A 17,523-nucleotide genomic window follows, 5' to 3' on the forward strand; every position below is an offset into this window, starting at 1 on the left:
GGAGAGGAGAAATAACGGGGGTGGTGGTGGGCACCGGGGCGCGCACGTTTTTTGGAAAAACTACGGAACTGGTTAAGATAGCCAAGCCAAAGCTTCACATGGAAGAGGTTATTTCGCAAGTAGTAAAATGGCTGCTCGTAATAGTTGTCGTTTTGCTTGGAGCTGCTCTAGCGTTTTCCGCAATAGAGGGGCAGAACCTGTTTGACCTTTTGCCCCTGGCACTTGTTCTTCTTGTATCGGCAATACCTGTTGCGCTGCCGGCCATGTTCACAATAACAATGGCCCTGGGCTCAATGGAACTTTCCAAAAAGGGCGTTCTGGTGACCAGGTTAAGTGCATCAGAAGACGCAGCAAGCATGGATACTCTGTGTGTTGACAAGACCGGAACCATAACCTCCAATACACTTTCGGTGGTTGACGTCGTCCCCCTGAACGGACACACGCAGGACGACGTCATTGCATACGGCGCGCTTGCCTCTCAGGAAGCCAATCAGGACCCAATAGACCTTGCATTTATCAACGATGCAAAAAACAGGAAAGTCGACATTTCCAAATACACTGTCAAGCAGTTTATTCCGTTTGACCCCGCCACAAAAAGAACTGAAGCCATAGTAAATTTCGAAGGCCATGAAATCAAAATTTTAAAGGGGGCAGTGAACATCATAACCCAGCTGTGCCGGATGGACAAAAAGACGCAGGAGCAGGTTAAAGGTGCAGTTGAGAAGATGGCCGATAGCGGATACAGGAGTCTCGGGGTAGCTTTGGCTGACGAAAATAGAACGGAGTTAGTGGGCGTTGTGGGGCTCTATGACAAGCCGCGGCCAGATTCTTCTAAGCTAATTACAGAGTTAAGGGGCCTTGGAATAGCGGTAAAGATGCTCACAGGAGATGCAGCGCCAATTGCTAGGAGGATGGCCAGCCTCGTGGGGCTGGGAGATAGTGTAACTGAAGCGCCAGAATTTAGAAAGATAACAGATGAGGCAAAAGTGGCAGAAATAATAGAAAAAAGCGATGGGTTTGCAGAAATATACCCCGAAGACAAGTACAAGATAGTCAAATCGTTGCAGGTAAAAAAGCACATAACCGGCATGACGGGGGACGGCGTAAATGATGCTCCGGCATTGAGGCAGGCTGAGGTTGGTATCGCAGTAAGCAACGCCACAGACGTTGCCAAGGGAGCCGCTAGCGTGGTTCTTACACAGGAAGGTCTGATCAACATAGTTGACCTGGTAAAGATCGGCAGGATGATATTCCAGAGAATAGTGACATGGATATTCAACAAGGTAGTCAAGGTGTTCCAGATAGTTGTATTTGTAGTTCTGGCATTTTTCATCTGGGGCAAATTTATAGTTGGAACCTTTGACGTGCTGCTCCTGCTGTAACTTTATCAATTTCAACCGACCATGTCAGGTGGTCAAAGAACCCAGACAGGTGGGATGTGAACTGGCTGGTCAAGGTTTCAATGGTTCTGGGCATAGCTGTAGTGCTTGAATCGCTGGTGATAGCATACTTCGGGGTAAATTATTTCGGCCTGCTGGGTAATTTAAGCAAACTGCACACATTTGGGTTCGACATACTGCTGCTTTCCGGCATGTTCACCATATTTGTCGTCAGGGAGAGAGGGCATTTCTGGAAGTCCAGGCCAAGTAACGTGCTGCTGGTTGCGATAATTGCAGACATAATTTTAAGCAGCACAATATCAATAACAGGGATTCCGGGGCTGGCGCCAATTCCCGCAATTGACGTGCTGTCAGTCATAGGATTTTCAGTGATATTCTCGCTAATCGTAAACGACTTCATAAAAGTGATAACTCTTAAAAGGCTCACCAGCAAGTGACCTGCAAATATTTTTAAACCAAGGTGTGTGAGGTAATAAAAGCTGAAATTGGAATCACCAGATTTGCTAAAGGATTTTGAAAATATGCAGCACTCCCAGTGGGAGAAATGGAAGAGGGCCCGTTCACTTGTTGATAACCCGGCCAGAGAAACAGTGGGGTTCATCGAGGGGCCTCCCACAATGAACGGCGAAAGTGCGTATTTTTTAAGCATAAATAGAAACAAAAAGAGCATAGTCATAAATCTTAAAAGCGAAGAGGGTAGAGAGATCATCAATAAGCTGATTGAACGCTCAGACATCATAGTGGAAAATTTCAGGCCAGGGGTTCCGGAAAAGTTAGGCATATCATATGATGATGCTAGAAGGATTAGACCTGATATAATCTATTCAAGCATATCTGGATTTGGTTATAATGGTTCGTTCAGAGATCGATCTGGTTTCGATCTGAGCGTGATGGCGTTCAGCGGATTGATGAGCATAACAGGTGAGCCTGGAGGCCGACCAGTGAAGTTTGGGGTTCCGATAGTCGATATAGTCACAGGTATGTTCGCAGCGATATCGATATTAGCTGCGTTAAGATACAGGGATATAACTGGAAAAGGTCAGTTCATAGACACCGCCATGATAGATTCGGCTGTGCAGATATTAACCCATCAGGCTACCTATTACTTTGCCACCGGCCGTAATCCGGAGAGGACGGGATCAGCTCATGCCAGTATAGCGCCTTATCAGGCATTCCGTACAAGAGATGGATACATAGTTGTGACAGCAGGAACCCAGAAAATATGGGAGAATTTGTGCAAAGCCATAGGAATGCAGGATCTAATCGCAGACGAAAGATTCAGAACAAACGAAGCCAGGGTAAAGAATAGAAATGAACTTGAATCTTTGCTTGAAGGATACTTTACGAAAAGGAATACAGATGATCTGTACAAGATCTTAACAGAGTTCGGTGTGCCATGCTCCCCCGTTAACAGCATAGGCCAAGCTCTAGAGAGCGAAGAAGTTTCCTCAAGAAACATGGTAGTAGAATTAACAAGCAGATTATACGGAACAATAAAGACTCTAGGTACCCCCTTGAAGATGGACAAATCACCCGGCAGGATTTACAGAGCTCCTCCCGCACTCGGAGAGGATACAATGGAAATAATCAGAGAATTAGGCTACAGCGGAAATAAGATAAAGGAGCTATTGGATAAAAAAATAATAATGTCATCCATATAATGTTGATATATTAAGCGAATTGTAATAAATCAGGCAAAATTTAAATAATGACATGATTTATCATTTCTATGGGGGAATCCGCCAATATAGAAGGGTTCAAGGAATTAGAGCGATTCGGAAGAAATTCTGCCAAAGCCACAGGATCACAATTTCTTGGATTTTTGCTTGACTCCTTTGATTTGACTATGATACTTTCAGTTGCTCCAGTTGTTGCGGCAGTGCTTCTTCCACCCGCTTCACCGCTAATCTCTGTCTTTTCTGTCATATTAGCATATTCACTCACTATAATATTCAGACCTGTTGGGTCTGCCATATTTGGTCATCTAGGTGATAGACTAGGCAGGAGGACAGACCTTATAATGACCGTCCTTGGTCTTGGAATAATAAGCTCATTAACGTCAGCTCTTCCAACATATGCTAGCGTGGGTATAATATCCTTTGTTCTATTTATACTAATAAGGATCGGCGTGGGTATATTTGCCGGAGGAGAATATTCAGCAGGGCATCCGTTCGTCATGGAATGGACACCATATAAATGGCGTGGCCTGATAAGTGGGCTGGTTCAGGGAGGATTTTCCTTCGGTGCGCTAGCAGCCGCTGCCACGGTTGCTGTCTTCACTCACTATTACGGGGAAGCAGGATTGATACATTTCGCATGGAGATATTTGTTTTTAACGACGCTTATACCTGCGGCTATAGCGCTTGCGATCAGACTTTCGATGAAAGATACACCTATATTTACAGAATTAAAAAATAATAATAAAATAAGGAGAACACCGTTTACCGATCTATTTAGAAAACCCATAAGAAGAGATTTTCTACAGGTGATGCTATGGATGACCGGAATGTTTTTCTTTGCCTACGCACTCTTTGCCTTTGTCCCGACTATTCTTGAACACGCACCATCAGTCTGGTCTTCCAATTTAGGATTGGCAACCACCATATATACGATAGGTACGGCTGGTGCATTTTTCGGTGCATTTGGTTTTGGCATAGCGAGTCAGAAGATCGGCCGTAGGAGGCTGACACTCTACTGGGCAGTTATGACCTTCATCGTCTCTATTCCAATTTACTATGCACTGATGAGATCTGCGGAGCTCGGAAATGTTCCTGTAGCGGTCCTGATGTCAATACTCATTGGAGCCATAACACAGGGTCCTTGGGGAATAGTCCCTGTCTATCTCTCTGAAAGATTTAAAACAGCTGTTAGATCTTCCGGTGTAGGTTTCGGCTATTCATCAGGGATCTTCATAGGTGGATGGTTCAGCATATATGTGCCTTTGATGCACAATTATCTTTTCAAGTCAATAGATACACCAACAAATATATGGTTTTCCACGGCAGTGCTGTTGATGATAGGCGCGGTTATTATATTTTTGGGACAGTGGATAGGCCCAGAAACACTCGGCACAAGGCTGAGATCGGCCGATTAATTTATTTTTCAAAAAACCTGTATTTTTAATGAATTGCTATTTTAACGCTTCTACATTTTCTTCAAAAAGAAATCAACTATGCTCCGGTCGGGATTTGGACCCGAGTCGGGGGATTGAGAGTCCCTAATGCTTGGCCGGACTACACCACCGGAGCTTTGAGGGAAATTTCATTTAGACATTTATTCTTTTTGATTGGCAATCCGCATGAATGATGCACCGCTTTTCAAAGCATAAATATATAATAATGCAGATAGAAACACAAATGCCGCCATCGTGAATATCTTCATATTCTGAAATTCTTCAGAATAAACAAATGAACCTGCAAGTATGAGTATTAGATACATGGGTAGCCACATTCCGTATCTCATATCGATCTTTCCTAGCCCCTTCTCCTTAAACAAAATCAGCAATATCGGAATGAGAAACAACGCTATTATAATCGCTATCTTGGTGAATGGAGTTATGAAGGCTATCAAACCAGCCAGCACAAACACCACAGGCTGTACTGTTCCATATAAACCCTTAAGCGTGCTATCTCTACCCGGAACTTTACGAAGAACGCCTGAGGATGCAGCCGGGCCTATAAAAGAGATCAGAAGGAGGACGCCAAGGGCTTCTATTATTGAATGCCAGTTTTTGAGTGTAAGCAGTACCACTGCAGATATTGCAAAATTAAAAAGCAGTGCGATTCTTGGGATACCACTTTTGCTATCAACATTGACGAAAAATGATGGCATGAATCCGTCCTTCGCGAGCGCATAGGTTGCTCTAGAATTGGAGGCTATTGCAGCCATAGAGGATCCGCTTGGAGAATAGATGGAATCAGCGATTATAAGTGAATAGAGCCACATCATGTTGAAATACATCGCGATATCCGCAAACGGTGATGGAAGGAACAGACCCGCCCAACCATGAGCCAGCAATCCGGAAGGAATGGAACCGATGAAAGATATCTCTAGCATTATGTAAAATATAAGTGAAAACACTATGACCAGTATCAGCGCGATGGGGCCATCTCTAGTTGGTCTTTTGGCTTCTCCGGCAAGATTTATCACGGCCTGGAAGCCCAGATATGAATAAATTATGCCGGCTGAGACTATGGCTGCAAGTACGGATGAGGGCCCGTAGGGAACGAAACCATAGGCGGTGAAGTTATGAAATTTGAAGGTCAGTAAGATGAGCGTCAGCATGGTTATCGTCGGGACGACTATCTTCAAAGCGGTTAATCCATTGATTATACGGGCAAAAGTCCTGACTCCGTAATAATTTACAAGCACGAACAGAAACATGAATCCAAGGGCTATTGCAAGCCCCTCTGACGTCAGTGAACCATCGATGAAGATGCCATTGACGTATGAGGACATGTACTCAACAAGCGCGCTGGCCTCGCTGGGTGGATTCATAGTATATGCAAGCCAAAGAGCCCAGCCTGTGATAGACCCTGCGATCTTTCCATGGGTGTACAGTGGATATCGAACCATGCCGCCAGCTTCTGATCTAAAACTCATAAGATGGGAAAATGTCAAACCGACTAACAATACCAGTATGCCACCGATGATCCACGATATGATAGACGCTGGGCCGGCAACTCTGGCAGCATAAAGGGGGGCAAACAGCCATCCTGACCCGATCACCCCGGTTATGCCTATCATGAATAGGTCAAGTATCCCGAGCTCTTTCCTCAGCTTTCGATCCTCTGCGACGAATCTTCTCTCGTTGATATATTTATCACCGTAGTTGCCTGGATTCGTTCCGTCCATTTCTACTGTCGATGAAATTTTCATATAAAATTCTTATGATGTATGCAAATGCATCTATTGTATTACTGTAGTTCATAAAATATAACGTCAATTCAGCAGAGCATAATGTCTGACCGTGCATGGATTGTCGATATTGAATAAGCATCATCGCTTCGCCACTGATCTCATCAGCCTGTTTCCTATTATTACAATGCTGATAGAAGCAAATATGGCTATTGTAAGCACAGGTGACCATATCATAACCGGATCATGCGGATTTCTGTATATCAGAAGCGTACCCATCACCGGTGCAAGTGGCGAAATGAAACCGCTTATCAACTGTGCAGATCCGAAGTATTCGCCACGCCTGTCCTCTGGTGCAATCTTTGAAATTATGGAATTCGTAACCGGAGCAAGTATGTTTTCGCCTATGGTTATAAGGACTATATCAAGCCCAAGGAGGATTATGTTATGTATAAACGCGAGGATGAAGAAGCCAATTCCGTACACTATGGTTCCAAGAGCCAGCTGATTGAAACCGTTGAATCTCTCTATGGCGCGTATTATGGGCATCTGCAAAGCTATTACGGTTATCCCGTTTATGGAGTAAAGTATACCTATCATGCTGTTCGGAACCATGTATATGACGGAGAGAAAGAGCGTGAGCGTTGTGCCCCACTGCCCAGATACGAAGTATGTAACGCCGATCAGCGCAGCAACTATGATAAAATATCTATCAGAAAAAGGCACATTGAAACGACCCGTACTTGTTCTGAGCTTACCTGTTTCATTCACAAGGAAGTAGTAGAGAAGAAATTCAACTATGGCCCCACCAGCGCCGAATATGAAAATGTAAAAATACGAATAATCGGCGAGAAATCCACCAATGGCTGGGCCGGCACTGAAGCCCAGATTGCCGGCTATGCGCAGGATGCCAAATGAACCGGTTCTCTCCCCTATACTCGTTACATCTGAGACTATTGCATTGTCCGCTATCCACTGTATGACCGATATGGGTTCTATAGCCAGGAACTCCGCCATGATCACTACGACATTTGCGCGGTACAGGATAGAGAACGCGGTTATCATCATTAGTGCAAAGAGGAAGATGGGTATAGCCAGCGATATTTTTCTCCGGCCGAGAGTATCTACAAGGTTACCACCGTAAACTGAAAACGGAAGTGCTATGATCGCTGTAAGAAGGAAGAGTACTCCGCTAACGTATACTGGAAGACCTCTAAGCTCCGTGAGGTACACCGGAATGAATATCCAGATCTGAGATCTTGCAAGGACCCTTATAAACTGGGCTCCTGACACTGCCTGCATCTGCTTTCTGATAAGGATAGATCTGTACGTAAATGATGTCTCTGGCAAAAGTATACCTTCCGCCGTAATTGCCAGAGATGGTATAATCGTTGCGCACGATGCGTTCAGCTATTTCAGAATTTCATGGGTTCATTTGTGCGTGCTGAAATGATCGATGAACCAGTATCTGCTTTCGGCGGGGCACAGTATCATGGTGTTTGGCGTGACACCAGTCATCTCTATATTTTCCATTATCTCCCTGTGCTTGTTCTCCCAGGTGAGAACCTCAAGATCCGGAAACATCGCGTATGTAAGCTTGTGTTTGGCTCTGAACAGCGAATCAGTAACCTCCGAGTTCACTGTGCCTGGATCTTTCCAGTAACCCTCGAGATATGAATTCAGAGTAGTGTTCATTATATCCAGCACATTAAATTTTATAACGAACTCTGGCGAAGATCTGTTTTCCTCCACATACTTCTGGTAAAGGTCTCTGTATTTTTTCTCATCTACCCCTCTGAATGAAACCTTGTCTGCAAGCAGTTCCTCGCTCATGAGTTTCTTTATTTCTTCTCCGTAAAGGCCATGGTCGTAATCGTAATGGGTAAGATAGGTCACGTATATCCTGCTTGGGTTCATTGAGAGTATGTACCGCAACATAGCGTTATAGCTGTAGCCCTCTATTTTTTCATGGGCTTTACCGATGGTTGCCACAAAAAACATAGTTGTATAGTTGAACTTATTATAAAGATATTAGCGAACATATGGATATCGGATGCAAAGATATTCAAATATTTATATTTTATTATTATATTATTATTGCCGTATATCTATAGGTATCGAATGAATACGAAAAAAGGTATAAAATAGAATATTTCCATACCGGAATCGTTGTCGTCGAAGTACAGGATCTCTAGATACAGTACGCTGATACTTGTCATAGCAATCGTTGCAATCATAGCCTCATTGACAGCCTATGGCGGTATATGGCCTCCGGCATCTGTTGTTGAATCCGAGAGCATGCAGCATTCGAATAGATGGGAATTTGGAGTGATAAATACTGGAGATATAGTGCTGTTGAAGAAGGTTCCTGACCCGGTGAAGAACGTTATAACATACGTTGTTGGAAGAGATATAGGGTATAAGACCTATGGAGAGTACGGAGACGTCATACTCTATACCGCGCCCAATGGCGAGGTTATAATACACAGAGCCATGTTCTATCTGTCATGGGACAACGGCACTCCGGTGGTCTACGGATACCATAATCAGAGCTGGATCAAGGTTACCAAGAGTTACGTGATAATCTATGACTGCAGTTACAACGGAAGAAACCTGTACGTGAATCTTAAGGGGCTGCAGGGAGAAGACGGGTTCATAACCGTCGGCGATCATAACCTTGCCACATCCACATTATTTGTGGCAAAGTACGATGCATACATCGCTGCAGATCAGAATATATTCGGCTATCCTCCAGTGAAACCGCAGAATGTGGTTGCAGTCGCATATGGACAGATACCATGGCTCGGACTCATAAAGCTAAATATAATGCGCCTGTACGGAGAATGGCCATACTACAGCGAGGTACCAGAGTATGCCTATGATTATTTATTTATCACGCTGTTCGTAATATTTGTACTGCCTTATATCTCATATTATGCTTATAAAAAATTGAAAAAATGAGGTGTTCAGACTTTTATCGTCGGCTGACCCTCATGCCAGTTAACCGGGCACAGCCCACCAGACTGTAGTGCCTCGAGTACTCTGAGAGTTTCCTCAGTGCTCCTGCCTACGTTATCATCCGTTATAACGACATACTTCACGATGCCGTCCGGGTTGATAATGAACAGACCTCTCTGGGCGTTTCCAGTCTCCTCATTGTATACATCGTAAGCTCTGGCTATTATGCCCTTCCTGTCCTCGATCATGGGAAACTTTGCCTTCGCAACTCTCTCATCGTGCTCTACCCAAGCCTTGTGAACGTAGACGGTATCCTCACTTACTGACATTACCTCGGTGTTCTTCTTCTTGAACTTCTCATAGTCCTCTGCGAAACCCTCGACTTCTGTTGGGCAGACGAATGTGAAATCTGCAGGATAGAAGAACAGTACTACCCATTTTCCTCTGTAGCTGCTGAGTCTAACTTTTTTTACTTCCCCATTTACAAAGGCATTAGCCTCGAAATCAGGTGCCGCTTTATTTACAAGAGACATAATGGTATATCACGAGGTTGTTTATAATAATTATCATCTGATTGTTTTTAAAAATAATATTTATTAATTAAGCTGATAATATAGTTATAGATAAAAATTATTCGCCCTAATGCGATAAGCGATTATATACTCAACGCAATCCAATGTTATACGGATGCAGAGGTGAGCAAATGCTAATCATCTGCGAATGCCTCTTCACTCAATGAATGACACCAGTACGAGAGATACTAATATATACCTCTGACTACCTATGAGGACGAGAGCGTGTAAAGATGATTATCGACGACAGCAAGATCAGTTTCGTCATTCCCACCATCAACGAAGAAGGTACGATAGGATCAGTGATAGATGGGATAAGATCGGATTTCAGGAACTCCGAGATAATAGTGGTCGATACCAATTCCACAGACAGGACAAGGGAGATAGCGAGATCAAAGGGCGCAAGGGTTATAGAAGAACCGAGACGCGGCTATGGGAGAGCCTATCAAACCGGTATTCCAGCCGCATCTGGAGAAATCATAGTCTGCATGGATGGTGATGGAACCTATCCAACGGACATCGTAAAACCGCTGATCGAAATTCTCATACTTGATAGGGTTGATTTCATCTCATGCGACAGGATAACCTTCAGGACAAGTACAAACTATACTACGCTCCATTATGTGGGAAACATGGTTCTGAACATCACAATACGCATACTCTTCAAGGTGAGGATGGTTGATTCTCAGAGCGGGATGTGGATATTCCGATCGGATCTCTATAGGAAAATGAAGAATCTGGGCAATGGCATGTCGTTCTCGCAGAATATAAAGATAGAGGCCGTTAGACATGGTGTTTTCATAGAAATACCCATAAGATATGGCGTCAGGATAACCAAGCCAAAACTCAAGACATGGCATGATGGTTTCCACAATCTCTTCGCTCTGTTTGTGAAGCGTGTGTCGGAATGATCACTTCAATGCCTTCAGATAACCCATAACGGTCAGCGATATTGCCGGTATGGCCAGTGCATAATCATAGAGAGATGCACCGGTTATCGACATCGCGGACAGTATCAGGAATGATATCAACCTTCCAGAAACAAGGTAGTATTCCCTATTTATCCAGTAACCGGAGGAGTATTCTATTCCATCCAGGAAATTCATGAAGCTTGACATTGCGGCATTACCCAGCGGCGTCATAAGAAATGTTATGATACCAGAAGCCACGAACACCGCTACCACCGCATATGATCCATTTATAAGATAAAGAAACGATGAAGCAATCACAGAGGCTATGAGAATCTTGTAGGACGATCCAATCCACTTCTGCATGTATATCGAGGATATGTTTGAGGCTATGACGACAAGAGCCGCATACGTACCGAAGAACCCAACTAGCAGATAGTCGTGCGTCAGGTAGAATATGTATATGGGTACAAATGTTGAGATCACTATGGTCAGCATATTCGACAGCAGGAAGAATATCTTGAAACGCAAGTAATCTGGGTTTCCTATCATCGTGTCTCTTAAACCAAAGCTCGTCCTCTTCTCACCGTTCTCCCTTATGGTCATGGCAATTATGCCCGCGACGATGAGGAGCGCAGCAGATATGATGAAGTCTATCCTGTATCTCGCTATACCTGTGCCATGGGCTTCCGATACTATGAACCCAGCAAATAGAGGCGCAACAAGCCCAGCTAAGCTTGATATTGCGGAGTTTGTGGAGAGGAAGTTGAACCTGTTCATCTTTCTCGTTATGGCCTGGCTCAGCGTGTTGTTACCTGCCCAGAACACACCAGATGGAATACCGTACAGGAGTCCGAAGGCGAATGGAACATAGAATGGCCCTTTCACAAATACCATGCCGAAAATTATGAAGGATCTAGCGATTGTACCTATGGAAAACAGCGTCTTGGCATTTGTTGCTCTGAGGAGATATCCAGAGGCCACAAACATCATAGTCTGCGTTGACTGGATGGCTGCCTGATACTCCATGACGCTGAGTATGCTGAATTTCGTGAAGAAGAGTATGTTGACGAAGATCCCGAACATACCGTTGGCAAAGGCGAAAAGATTGTACGAGGCATAGTATCTGGCCAGATCGGATCTGGCCATCGATCTCCCCTGTCTGATTTTGGAATTTTCATTGTTCAGATTCAATTGCCGTCTAAATGATGCGCATAGATCGCTTATATATAAATATGCTTAGGAGCGTACGATTATCTTTACATGATGAGCGAAACATAGACGGAGATGCTAAATTTAAATACACCCTACAGATCTTTCTCTATGCTCTTCAGGAAGAAGTCTGACCAGAAGAAGAATGACGGACGGGTCAGATACATAGACCTTGCCAGATACTCTCCAGAGAACTCTCCGGAGGATCAGAAGATGGTCAAGGTTGCTGAGATATACACCTATGAGGATCTGCTTGAAGCCAGCCGTTTCGTTTACAACGGAAATATTCTGATGGTTGACATATCTGGTGTAACAGACGACGTTTCCTCAAGGAGAATAATGGAAAAGTGCGCAAGCATAGGCAAGGAGATCAATGGAGATGTGGCGAAAGTATCAAAGAACATGATAATGATCACACCCAACGGAATAAAGATAGATAGGGAAAAATACAGAGGAAGCATGAGCCTAGTTTAGGGATTTCAGACCGATAGCCTTGATCTAGCAGTGAAAAGCTTCTCACCGCGGTATATCTTCAGTATTATGATCATACCTATGGTGATGACCGTGGAGGCCATCAGATAATCGGCAGAATATCCAAAGAGAGTCGTAACCTCGCCCGATACAAGGCCTCCAAATATCTGACCAACGCCAAGGAGTGAGTTGTACAGCCCTATAGCTTTACCTCTCGTTTGCTGCGTGGCATTCCTTGATACATAATTCGTCTGGCTCACACTTATTATGCTCCATATACCTCCCAGGAATGAATAGATCCCAACGGCTGAGATTATTGCAATATCTTTTGACGTTAAACCTGGTATGAGGGCGGAAAGGCCGAATATTATTATCCTTGCTGTGACCGCAAGGAAGAGTGCGGTTTTGCCGCCTATCCTTTCCACTATGCGCCCGGAAAAGATAAACGAAACGGTAGAAAAAGCTGAGTTGAACATGTACATTAAGAATATCAGGGTATTGTTTGCGCCGAAATTTATGACCATTACCGGGTATGGAACAAAGAAGAGCTGGAAACCGAACATCAGGAAGGCGGTCATAGCTATGAACATGACAAGGTTTCTGTCTAGCCTGTGCCCATTATTCTTTCCGTTCAATCGCATGAAATGTATGACCGCTGTAGGAAAATACCGCGTCCTCTCTATAACACGGAAGGTATTTGCCGGTATGGCATTTCTGTTAAGGTTTCTGGATGGTTCATGTATGAACTTAAGCGCCATGATGCCTGCTATTAGATAAATCATCGATGAAACTATGTACACATACGGAAGCGCCGAAGGCCTGTAATAGAATGTTATCAGTGCCGTTCCTAATCCTAACCCCAGAACGGAACCGATTCCAGAGGTCATGCTGAATTTTGATATGATTTGGGGCCAGACTGATCGATCGTTCTGCTCAAGGAGCATTATGGTGGAAACGGGTACGCTCGCCATCGCAACCACCTGAAAAGCTATGAGTATGGCGAGGTACTGATAGATATCCCTGACAAACACCACTGGCAAGAACGATACGAACGCACCGAAGAAACCAATCAGGACAAAGATCTTTCTCTTCGATACGGAATCAGAAAGATCACCCCAGAATATAAGCGCAGGGACCGAAGCGGCTGATGAAACTGCCGATGCAAGGCCAACGAAGAAGACGTTGGAATGAAGATAGACGACCACAAAAAGCGGTATCATTGGGTTTGTGATGCCAGAGGCCATGCTGGACATCAGATAGCTAATGAACCACCTGTTATCGGGCAATGCATCACGAATTTGAGGAATATCTGAGCACTATATAATCGTTCCCTGCTTATGAACGCATTGAAAAATTATGAATATGCTGATGTACGGAAACATTTGCTATCAGACCGATCGGTGATTTCACTTGTATAACGGGAATGGAGGATATATTTTCCAGATCCTGAACTTCGGTTTTCATGAATGTAAAAAATTCAGGTTTTTGTAGGAAGCAGTGGAGGTCCAAATACCCGGTGGTGAGACGTACATGGTGCAAACTCTTCAGCAGAGGGACGCTGATGCATGCCGATCTGAATGCGTATCACATCATGATAAAAGTGGCGCTGCCTGATCTTTTGCCGAAGGGAAAGGTATCGTGTTATACTGGGGAGTTTAAGCATCATGCGAGCTATAACTTCTAAAGATGAGCGCTTAAAACGTTAACAGGAACCATAATATTCTAACATGTTCCATAGATAATCCCTGCAGCATGGATCGCTACCAACTTTTTTAAATCCGTATATGATATGCTTTTGTGTTATTGATAATTGGAGATTTCATAGCCTTTGTCATAGCAATAGTAATGACGCTGATCATAGCTTCAGTTCCGGTGTGGCTAGCTGGTAAGATAGTTTCCAGAAGATCAACCTTCGGGCAGGCCATGGCTGCAACGCTGCTTTCACTCATAATATTTTACATATTCTTCTTCATATTTTCTCTTTTCACTCCTTTTATAGGCGTCATATTCGGTTTTATAGGATCTCTTTGGGTATTTAAAGAGGTTTATAGCATAGGATGGATCGATGCTCTCTCGCTCGCCATAATCGCCATATTTATAGCCGTGATAATCTCGCTGCTGCTTGGGGTGTTCCTCTTTCCAGTCATACATATCGGTATAATAAGGGGACACTTCATTGGATCTCCATTCATTAGAGGTCAGCTATGGATCAACTGAACCGCCCAGATCGGTAAAGAAATAGAATCTTCCTATTTATAGAAAAGTTAAGGGTTTGGGGGAAGCAGTAAAGCTCTCTTCGGACATGCGATACACGGACTTCCCTCAATGTAAATATTCATAAATGGTCTTCCTATATTTTTTGTATCCTCCACGATAACCAAGTGGATGATACTTAAGTAAAATCTGTACGATCTGAATATACGCCTGTGGAGATCGCTACTTCGGGCTCGTCTTGGATGTCCGGAAAGGCAGATGTCGGTCGTTGAAGCAGGAAGCTCCGATGCTTTAGCTGAGGAGTAGCTCACATAGGGCTCTTTGCGTTTCACCTGGAATGCTCCGAGGCTCGGAAAAAGTATGCAAGGAGATGCGGGGGTATCTCGATCGATGGAGAATGGCAGGATTTGTTGGAACATACATCTTGGAAGATCGCACATTAGTAATGGAATATGTTCCCGTGTTTCGATATCCATCATCTAATCGGAAGTTTGAAGTCCAGTCGATCAATAGATCGAACAATTAGCGGGTGTTGATATGAAAATTGCTATAGTACAAATGGGATCTACTTCCAATAAGGAAGAAAACGTAGAGGCCACTTACAGGCTGCTGGAAAGGGCAAAGGGATCAGAATTGGTCGTATTTCCGGAATATCAGCTTTATGTGCCCACATTCGAAAGTAAAGAGGATATGACTCATGTATCTGAATCTATAGATGGAAGTTTTATAAAAAGCATGATAGAAACCGCACAGAGAGAAAATCAGAAGATACTGGTCAACATTCCAGAAAAGAACTATTTCAACCTTAAGCCATTCAATAGCGCGATCTATATAGACGAACTCGGTCTGATATTAAAATACAGGAAATTGCACCTATTTGATGCCTTCAATTTCAGAGAAAGCAATGTGTTTGAGAAGGGGGATATGCCGCCAAGGATATTCAATGGATCTGGCGACCCAATTGGTGTCCAGATATGCTACGACTTAAGATTTCCTGAGCCAGCCAGGATTCTTGCACTAAATGGCGCAAAGATCATAATCTATCAGGCAGGTTGGTTCGCGGGCGAACGAAAGTATGATCAGTGGAAGACTCTTCTGAAGACAAGGGCAATGGAGAATGGCGTCTTTGTGGTTGGTGCAGCACAGACGGGCGAAAGGTTTACTGGTCACTCAATGGTCATATCGCCATACGGCGACATTCTGGCTGAAATGGGAATGGAAGAAGGAGTTGTTACTATGGATATAGATTTCAGCTTGATAGACAAATACCGTGATGAGGTCCCTGTCATCAGGCACCGTCGCACTGACATTTATGATGTACTGGACGTTGACGCCTTCAAAATGATATGATCTAGAAAGCCTGAAGCTCCATATAAGAGTCAGATCATAAATACCATATTCATTCTCATCGTTCAGAATGACATGTTTACGTGTTTTCTTCTATTGTAGCTAATGAAATCAAGATATTGGACATATGCTGTGATATATCTTCATTTTGAGATCTCGAATTTTTATAGGGATTAGGAGTTTGAGAGAGGCAGTAAAACTCCCTCTTCGGACGTGAGATACACGGATTTACATCAATAGAAAAATTTATTAATAACCTTGCGAATTTTTTATATATCATCCACGATAACCAAGTGGTATGATACTTGAATAAAATCGTTGAGATCCGAATATACGCCTGTGGATATCACGATTTATGGCTTGTCTGGATGTCCGGAAAGGCAGATGTCTCTTCGCTGTAAGGAAGATCCGATGCTTTAGCTTAGGAGCAGCTCACTAGGATTCTCAATATGCAGGTTATATCCACATAGCCCTGCATCATAGAATTCGGTGCACATCACCACCGATCTTGCTGAGATTCACTCCCTCATCAAATTCATATATTTCAGCTAAAGAACGTCATATGGCAAGTATCTCTTCGATTTTCATATTTACCTTCGGAAAATTCTTCCTAGTATCGTTAAGTATGACCGGTATGAGTCTCAGGAACTCTACTGTGGTGTAGAAATAGAGCATTAACTTTCCATCCTCGAATTTGGACCATCTTCTTAGGTAATAAACATTTTCAGCGATCATTACGCTACTCATGTGATTCGTCAAAGAATCGCCGAAAAATGCCCTGTATATGTCATAGTTGGAGTATTTCCCTATGTACACTGTTCCCTTTTCACCAGTATACGCCGTATCTATGAGTATATCTGGTATTGTATGCGTATCATCCAGCGCGTAGATATAGTCCTCTGTATTATCTTTGTGTGGTATCTTCGATTCTCTTCTCCAGGCTATATTCTTCTTGGCTTCTGCATATATTCCGTGCATAACCTGTGGGTTATCTATTTCCAGTGTGAGTTTATAGACCTGATCAAGTAGTTTTATTGCAGTGAAAGAATAATCAAATCCTCTGTTTGGGCCTATGTATCTTAGATATATATTTTCACCATACCCTGCCGAGTCTATGATGGAATTTACAAGCTTATCCTTGTCCTTGGAGATGAACCTCACTGGCAGCAGCATCTCTCCGCCTTTCATAGACGCCATATCAAATACAATACTATCTATATCAAAGAATGTGGTAAATGGTTCACTAAGCTTGAAACTCTGGGTATCCAGATATATCTTCCATACGCCATTTTTTATGACAGGGTTGAATTTATAGAGCACAGATTCTATCTCTTCTCTATGTCTATCTGGGATCTGTTCATCTTGCAGAAATATGTAAAATGATACGATCTTCTTTTCATTTATAGTCGGCAGCATGAGGTAGAAAAGATCATATTTTTCATTTATAACCGTAAGATCATTCTGAAAACGCCCAGCCAGAACCGCTTGCGAATCGAATATACCGTCAACATCCTGAAGAACCATATCTATCATTTGCATTAATATTGTTGTTGTATAGAAATTTTAGGATGATCAAACTAAAGT

17 protein-coding genes and 1 tRNA gene are annotated in these 17,523 nt (G+C 43.4%); 10 read left to right on the forward strand and 8 right to left on the reverse strand.

All coding sequences use genetic code 11. The features are described 5' to 3' along the window. The 4 genes from Q0C15_RS06475 to Q0C15_RS06490 form a co-directional block, all read left to right on the forward strand. Positions 1 to 1,382: HAD-IC family P-type ATPase (locus Q0C15_RS06475; RefSeq protein ID WP_297217495.1), on the forward strand; the 1,382-nt coding region annotated here is incomplete at its 5' end. A gap of 8 nt (positions 1,383 to 1,390) precedes the next feature. After that, positions 1,391 to 1,837, forward strand: coding sequence for a cation transporting ATPase C-terminal domain-containing protein (locus Q0C15_RS06480; RefSeq protein WP_297217586.1), 447 nt, complete (start codon positions 1,391 to 1,393; stop codon positions 1,835 to 1,837). 48 nt (positions 1,838 to 1,885) lie between these two features. Next, positions 1,886 to 3,061 carry a CaiB/BaiF CoA-transferase family protein gene (locus Q0C15_RS06485; protein WP_297217497.1) on the forward strand — a complete coding sequence of 392 codons (1,176 nt, stop codon included), beginning with the start codon at positions 1,886 to 1,888 and terminating at the stop codon, positions 3,059 to 3,061. Positions 3,062 to 3,129: 68 nt separating this feature from the next. After that, positions 3,130 to 4,494, forward strand: a complete 1,365-nt coding sequence (locus tag Q0C15_RS06490) for an MFS transporter (RefSeq protein ID WP_297217499.1) — start codon at positions 3,130 to 3,132, stop codon at positions 4,492 to 4,494. Positions 4,495 to 4,573: 79 nt separating this feature from the next. Here the strand turns inward: Q0C15_RS06490 and Q0C15_RS06495 are convergent. The 4 genes from Q0C15_RS06495 to Q0C15_RS06510 all read right to left on the reverse strand — a co-directional run bounded on the left by Q0C15_RS06495 (position 4,574) and on the right by Q0C15_RS06510 (position 8,258). Beyond that, a tRNA-Glu gene (locus Q0C15_RS06495) sits at positions 4,574 to 4,648 on the reverse strand. Between the two features lie 25 nt (positions 4,649 to 4,673). Continuing rightward, positions 4,674 to 6,254 (reverse strand): APC family permease, encoded by a 1,581-nt coding sequence (locus Q0C15_RS06500; protein ID WP_297217501.1) that lies wholly within the window; start codon positions 6,252 to 6,254, stop codon positions 4,674 to 4,676. Positions 6,255 to 6,398: 144 nt separating this feature from the next. Then, positions 6,399 to 7,607, reverse strand: coding sequence for an MFS transporter (locus Q0C15_RS06505; protein ID WP_297217503.1), 1,209 nt, complete (start codon positions 7,605 to 7,607; stop codon positions 6,399 to 6,401). Positions 7,608 to 7,688: 81 nt separating this feature from the next. Further along, entirely contained in the window at positions 7,689 to 8,258 is a 570-nt protein-coding gene (locus tag Q0C15_RS06510; protein WP_297217505.1) for a hypothetical protein, read from the reverse strand. A 168-nt stretch (positions 8,259 to 8,426) separates the two neighbouring features. Between Q0C15_RS06510 and Q0C15_RS06515 the strand changes: the two genes are divergently transcribed. Further along, a complete protein-coding gene (locus tag Q0C15_RS06515; RefSeq protein WP_297217507.1) occupies positions 8,427 to 9,218 on the forward strand; it encodes a S24/S26 family peptidase in 792 nt (263 codons plus the stop codon). Between the two features lie 5 nt (positions 9,219 to 9,223). On the opposite strand, the gene Q0C15_RS06520 is transcribed toward Q0C15_RS06515, so the two are convergent. After that, positions 9,224 to 9,748 carry a peroxiredoxin gene (locus Q0C15_RS06520; RefSeq protein WP_110640168.1) on the reverse strand — a complete coding sequence of 175 codons (525 nt, stop codon included), beginning with the start codon at positions 9,746 to 9,748 and terminating at the stop codon, positions 9,224 to 9,226. A gap of 272 nt (positions 9,749 to 10,020) precedes the next feature. On the opposite strand from Q0C15_RS06520, the gene Q0C15_RS06525 reads away from it, so the two are divergent. Further along, the gene (locus tag Q0C15_RS06525; protein WP_297217509.1) at positions 10,021 to 10,698 is read left to right on the forward strand and encodes a glycosyltransferase family 2 protein; all 678 of its coding nucleotides are present in this window, start codon (positions 10,021 to 10,023) and stop codon (positions 10,696 to 10,698) included. Here Q0C15_RS06525 and Q0C15_RS06530 read toward each other — a convergent pair whose 3' ends face one another. Further along, on the reverse strand, positions 10,699 to 11,844 hold the full coding sequence (locus Q0C15_RS06530; protein WP_297217511.1) for an MFS transporter: 1,146 nt from the start codon (positions 11,842 to 11,844) through the stop codon (positions 10,699 to 10,701). Positions 11,845 to 12,018: 174 nt separating this feature from the next. On the opposite strand from Q0C15_RS06530, the gene sepF reads away from it, so the two are divergent. Further along, on the forward strand, positions 12,019 to 12,381 hold the full coding sequence (gene sepF / locus Q0C15_RS06535) for a cell division protein SepF (protein ID WP_297217514.1): 363 nt from the start codon (positions 12,019 to 12,021) through the stop codon (positions 12,379 to 12,381). A 5-nt stretch (positions 12,382 to 12,386) separates the two neighbouring features. On the opposite strand, the gene Q0C15_RS06540 is transcribed toward sepF, so the two are convergent. Continuing rightward, positions 12,387 to 13,664 (reverse strand): MFS transporter, encoded by a 1,278-nt coding sequence (locus tag Q0C15_RS06540; RefSeq protein ID WP_297217516.1) that lies wholly within the window; start codon positions 13,662 to 13,664, stop codon positions 12,387 to 12,389. Between the two features lie 230 nt (positions 13,665 to 13,894). On the opposite strand from Q0C15_RS06540, the gene Q0C15_RS06545 reads away from it, so the two are divergent. From Q0C15_RS06545 to Q0C15_RS06555, 3 genes are all read left to right on the forward strand, one after another. Next, complete coding sequence (locus Q0C15_RS06545) at positions 13,895 to 14,062, forward strand: hypothetical protein (protein ID WP_297217518.1); 168 nt, start codon at positions 13,895 to 13,897, stop codon at positions 14,060 to 14,062. Between the two features lie 113 nt (positions 14,063 to 14,175). Further along, complete coding sequence (locus Q0C15_RS06550; RefSeq protein ID WP_297217520.1) at positions 14,176 to 14,595, forward strand: hypothetical protein; 420 nt, start codon at positions 14,176 to 14,178, stop codon at positions 14,593 to 14,595. A 534-nt stretch (positions 14,596 to 15,129) separates the two neighbouring features. After that, positions 15,130 to 15,942 (forward strand): carbon-nitrogen hydrolase family protein, encoded by an 813-nt coding sequence (locus Q0C15_RS06555; protein WP_297217522.1) that lies wholly within the window; start codon positions 15,130 to 15,132, stop codon positions 15,940 to 15,942. A 555-nt stretch (positions 15,943 to 16,497) separates the two neighbouring features. On the opposite strand, the gene Q0C15_RS06560 is transcribed toward Q0C15_RS06555, so the two are convergent. Continuing rightward, positions 16,498 to 17,472 (reverse strand): hypothetical protein, encoded by a 975-nt coding sequence (locus Q0C15_RS06560; RefSeq protein ID WP_297217523.1) that lies wholly within the window; start codon positions 17,470 to 17,472, stop codon positions 16,498 to 16,500. Positions 17,473 to 17,523 lie beyond the last annotated feature (51 nt).

It is taken from the genome of Thermoplasma sp., from assembly GCF_023256435.1.
Lineage (GTDB): Archaea > Thermoplasmatota > Thermoplasmata > Thermoplasmatales > Thermoplasmataceae > Thermoplasma.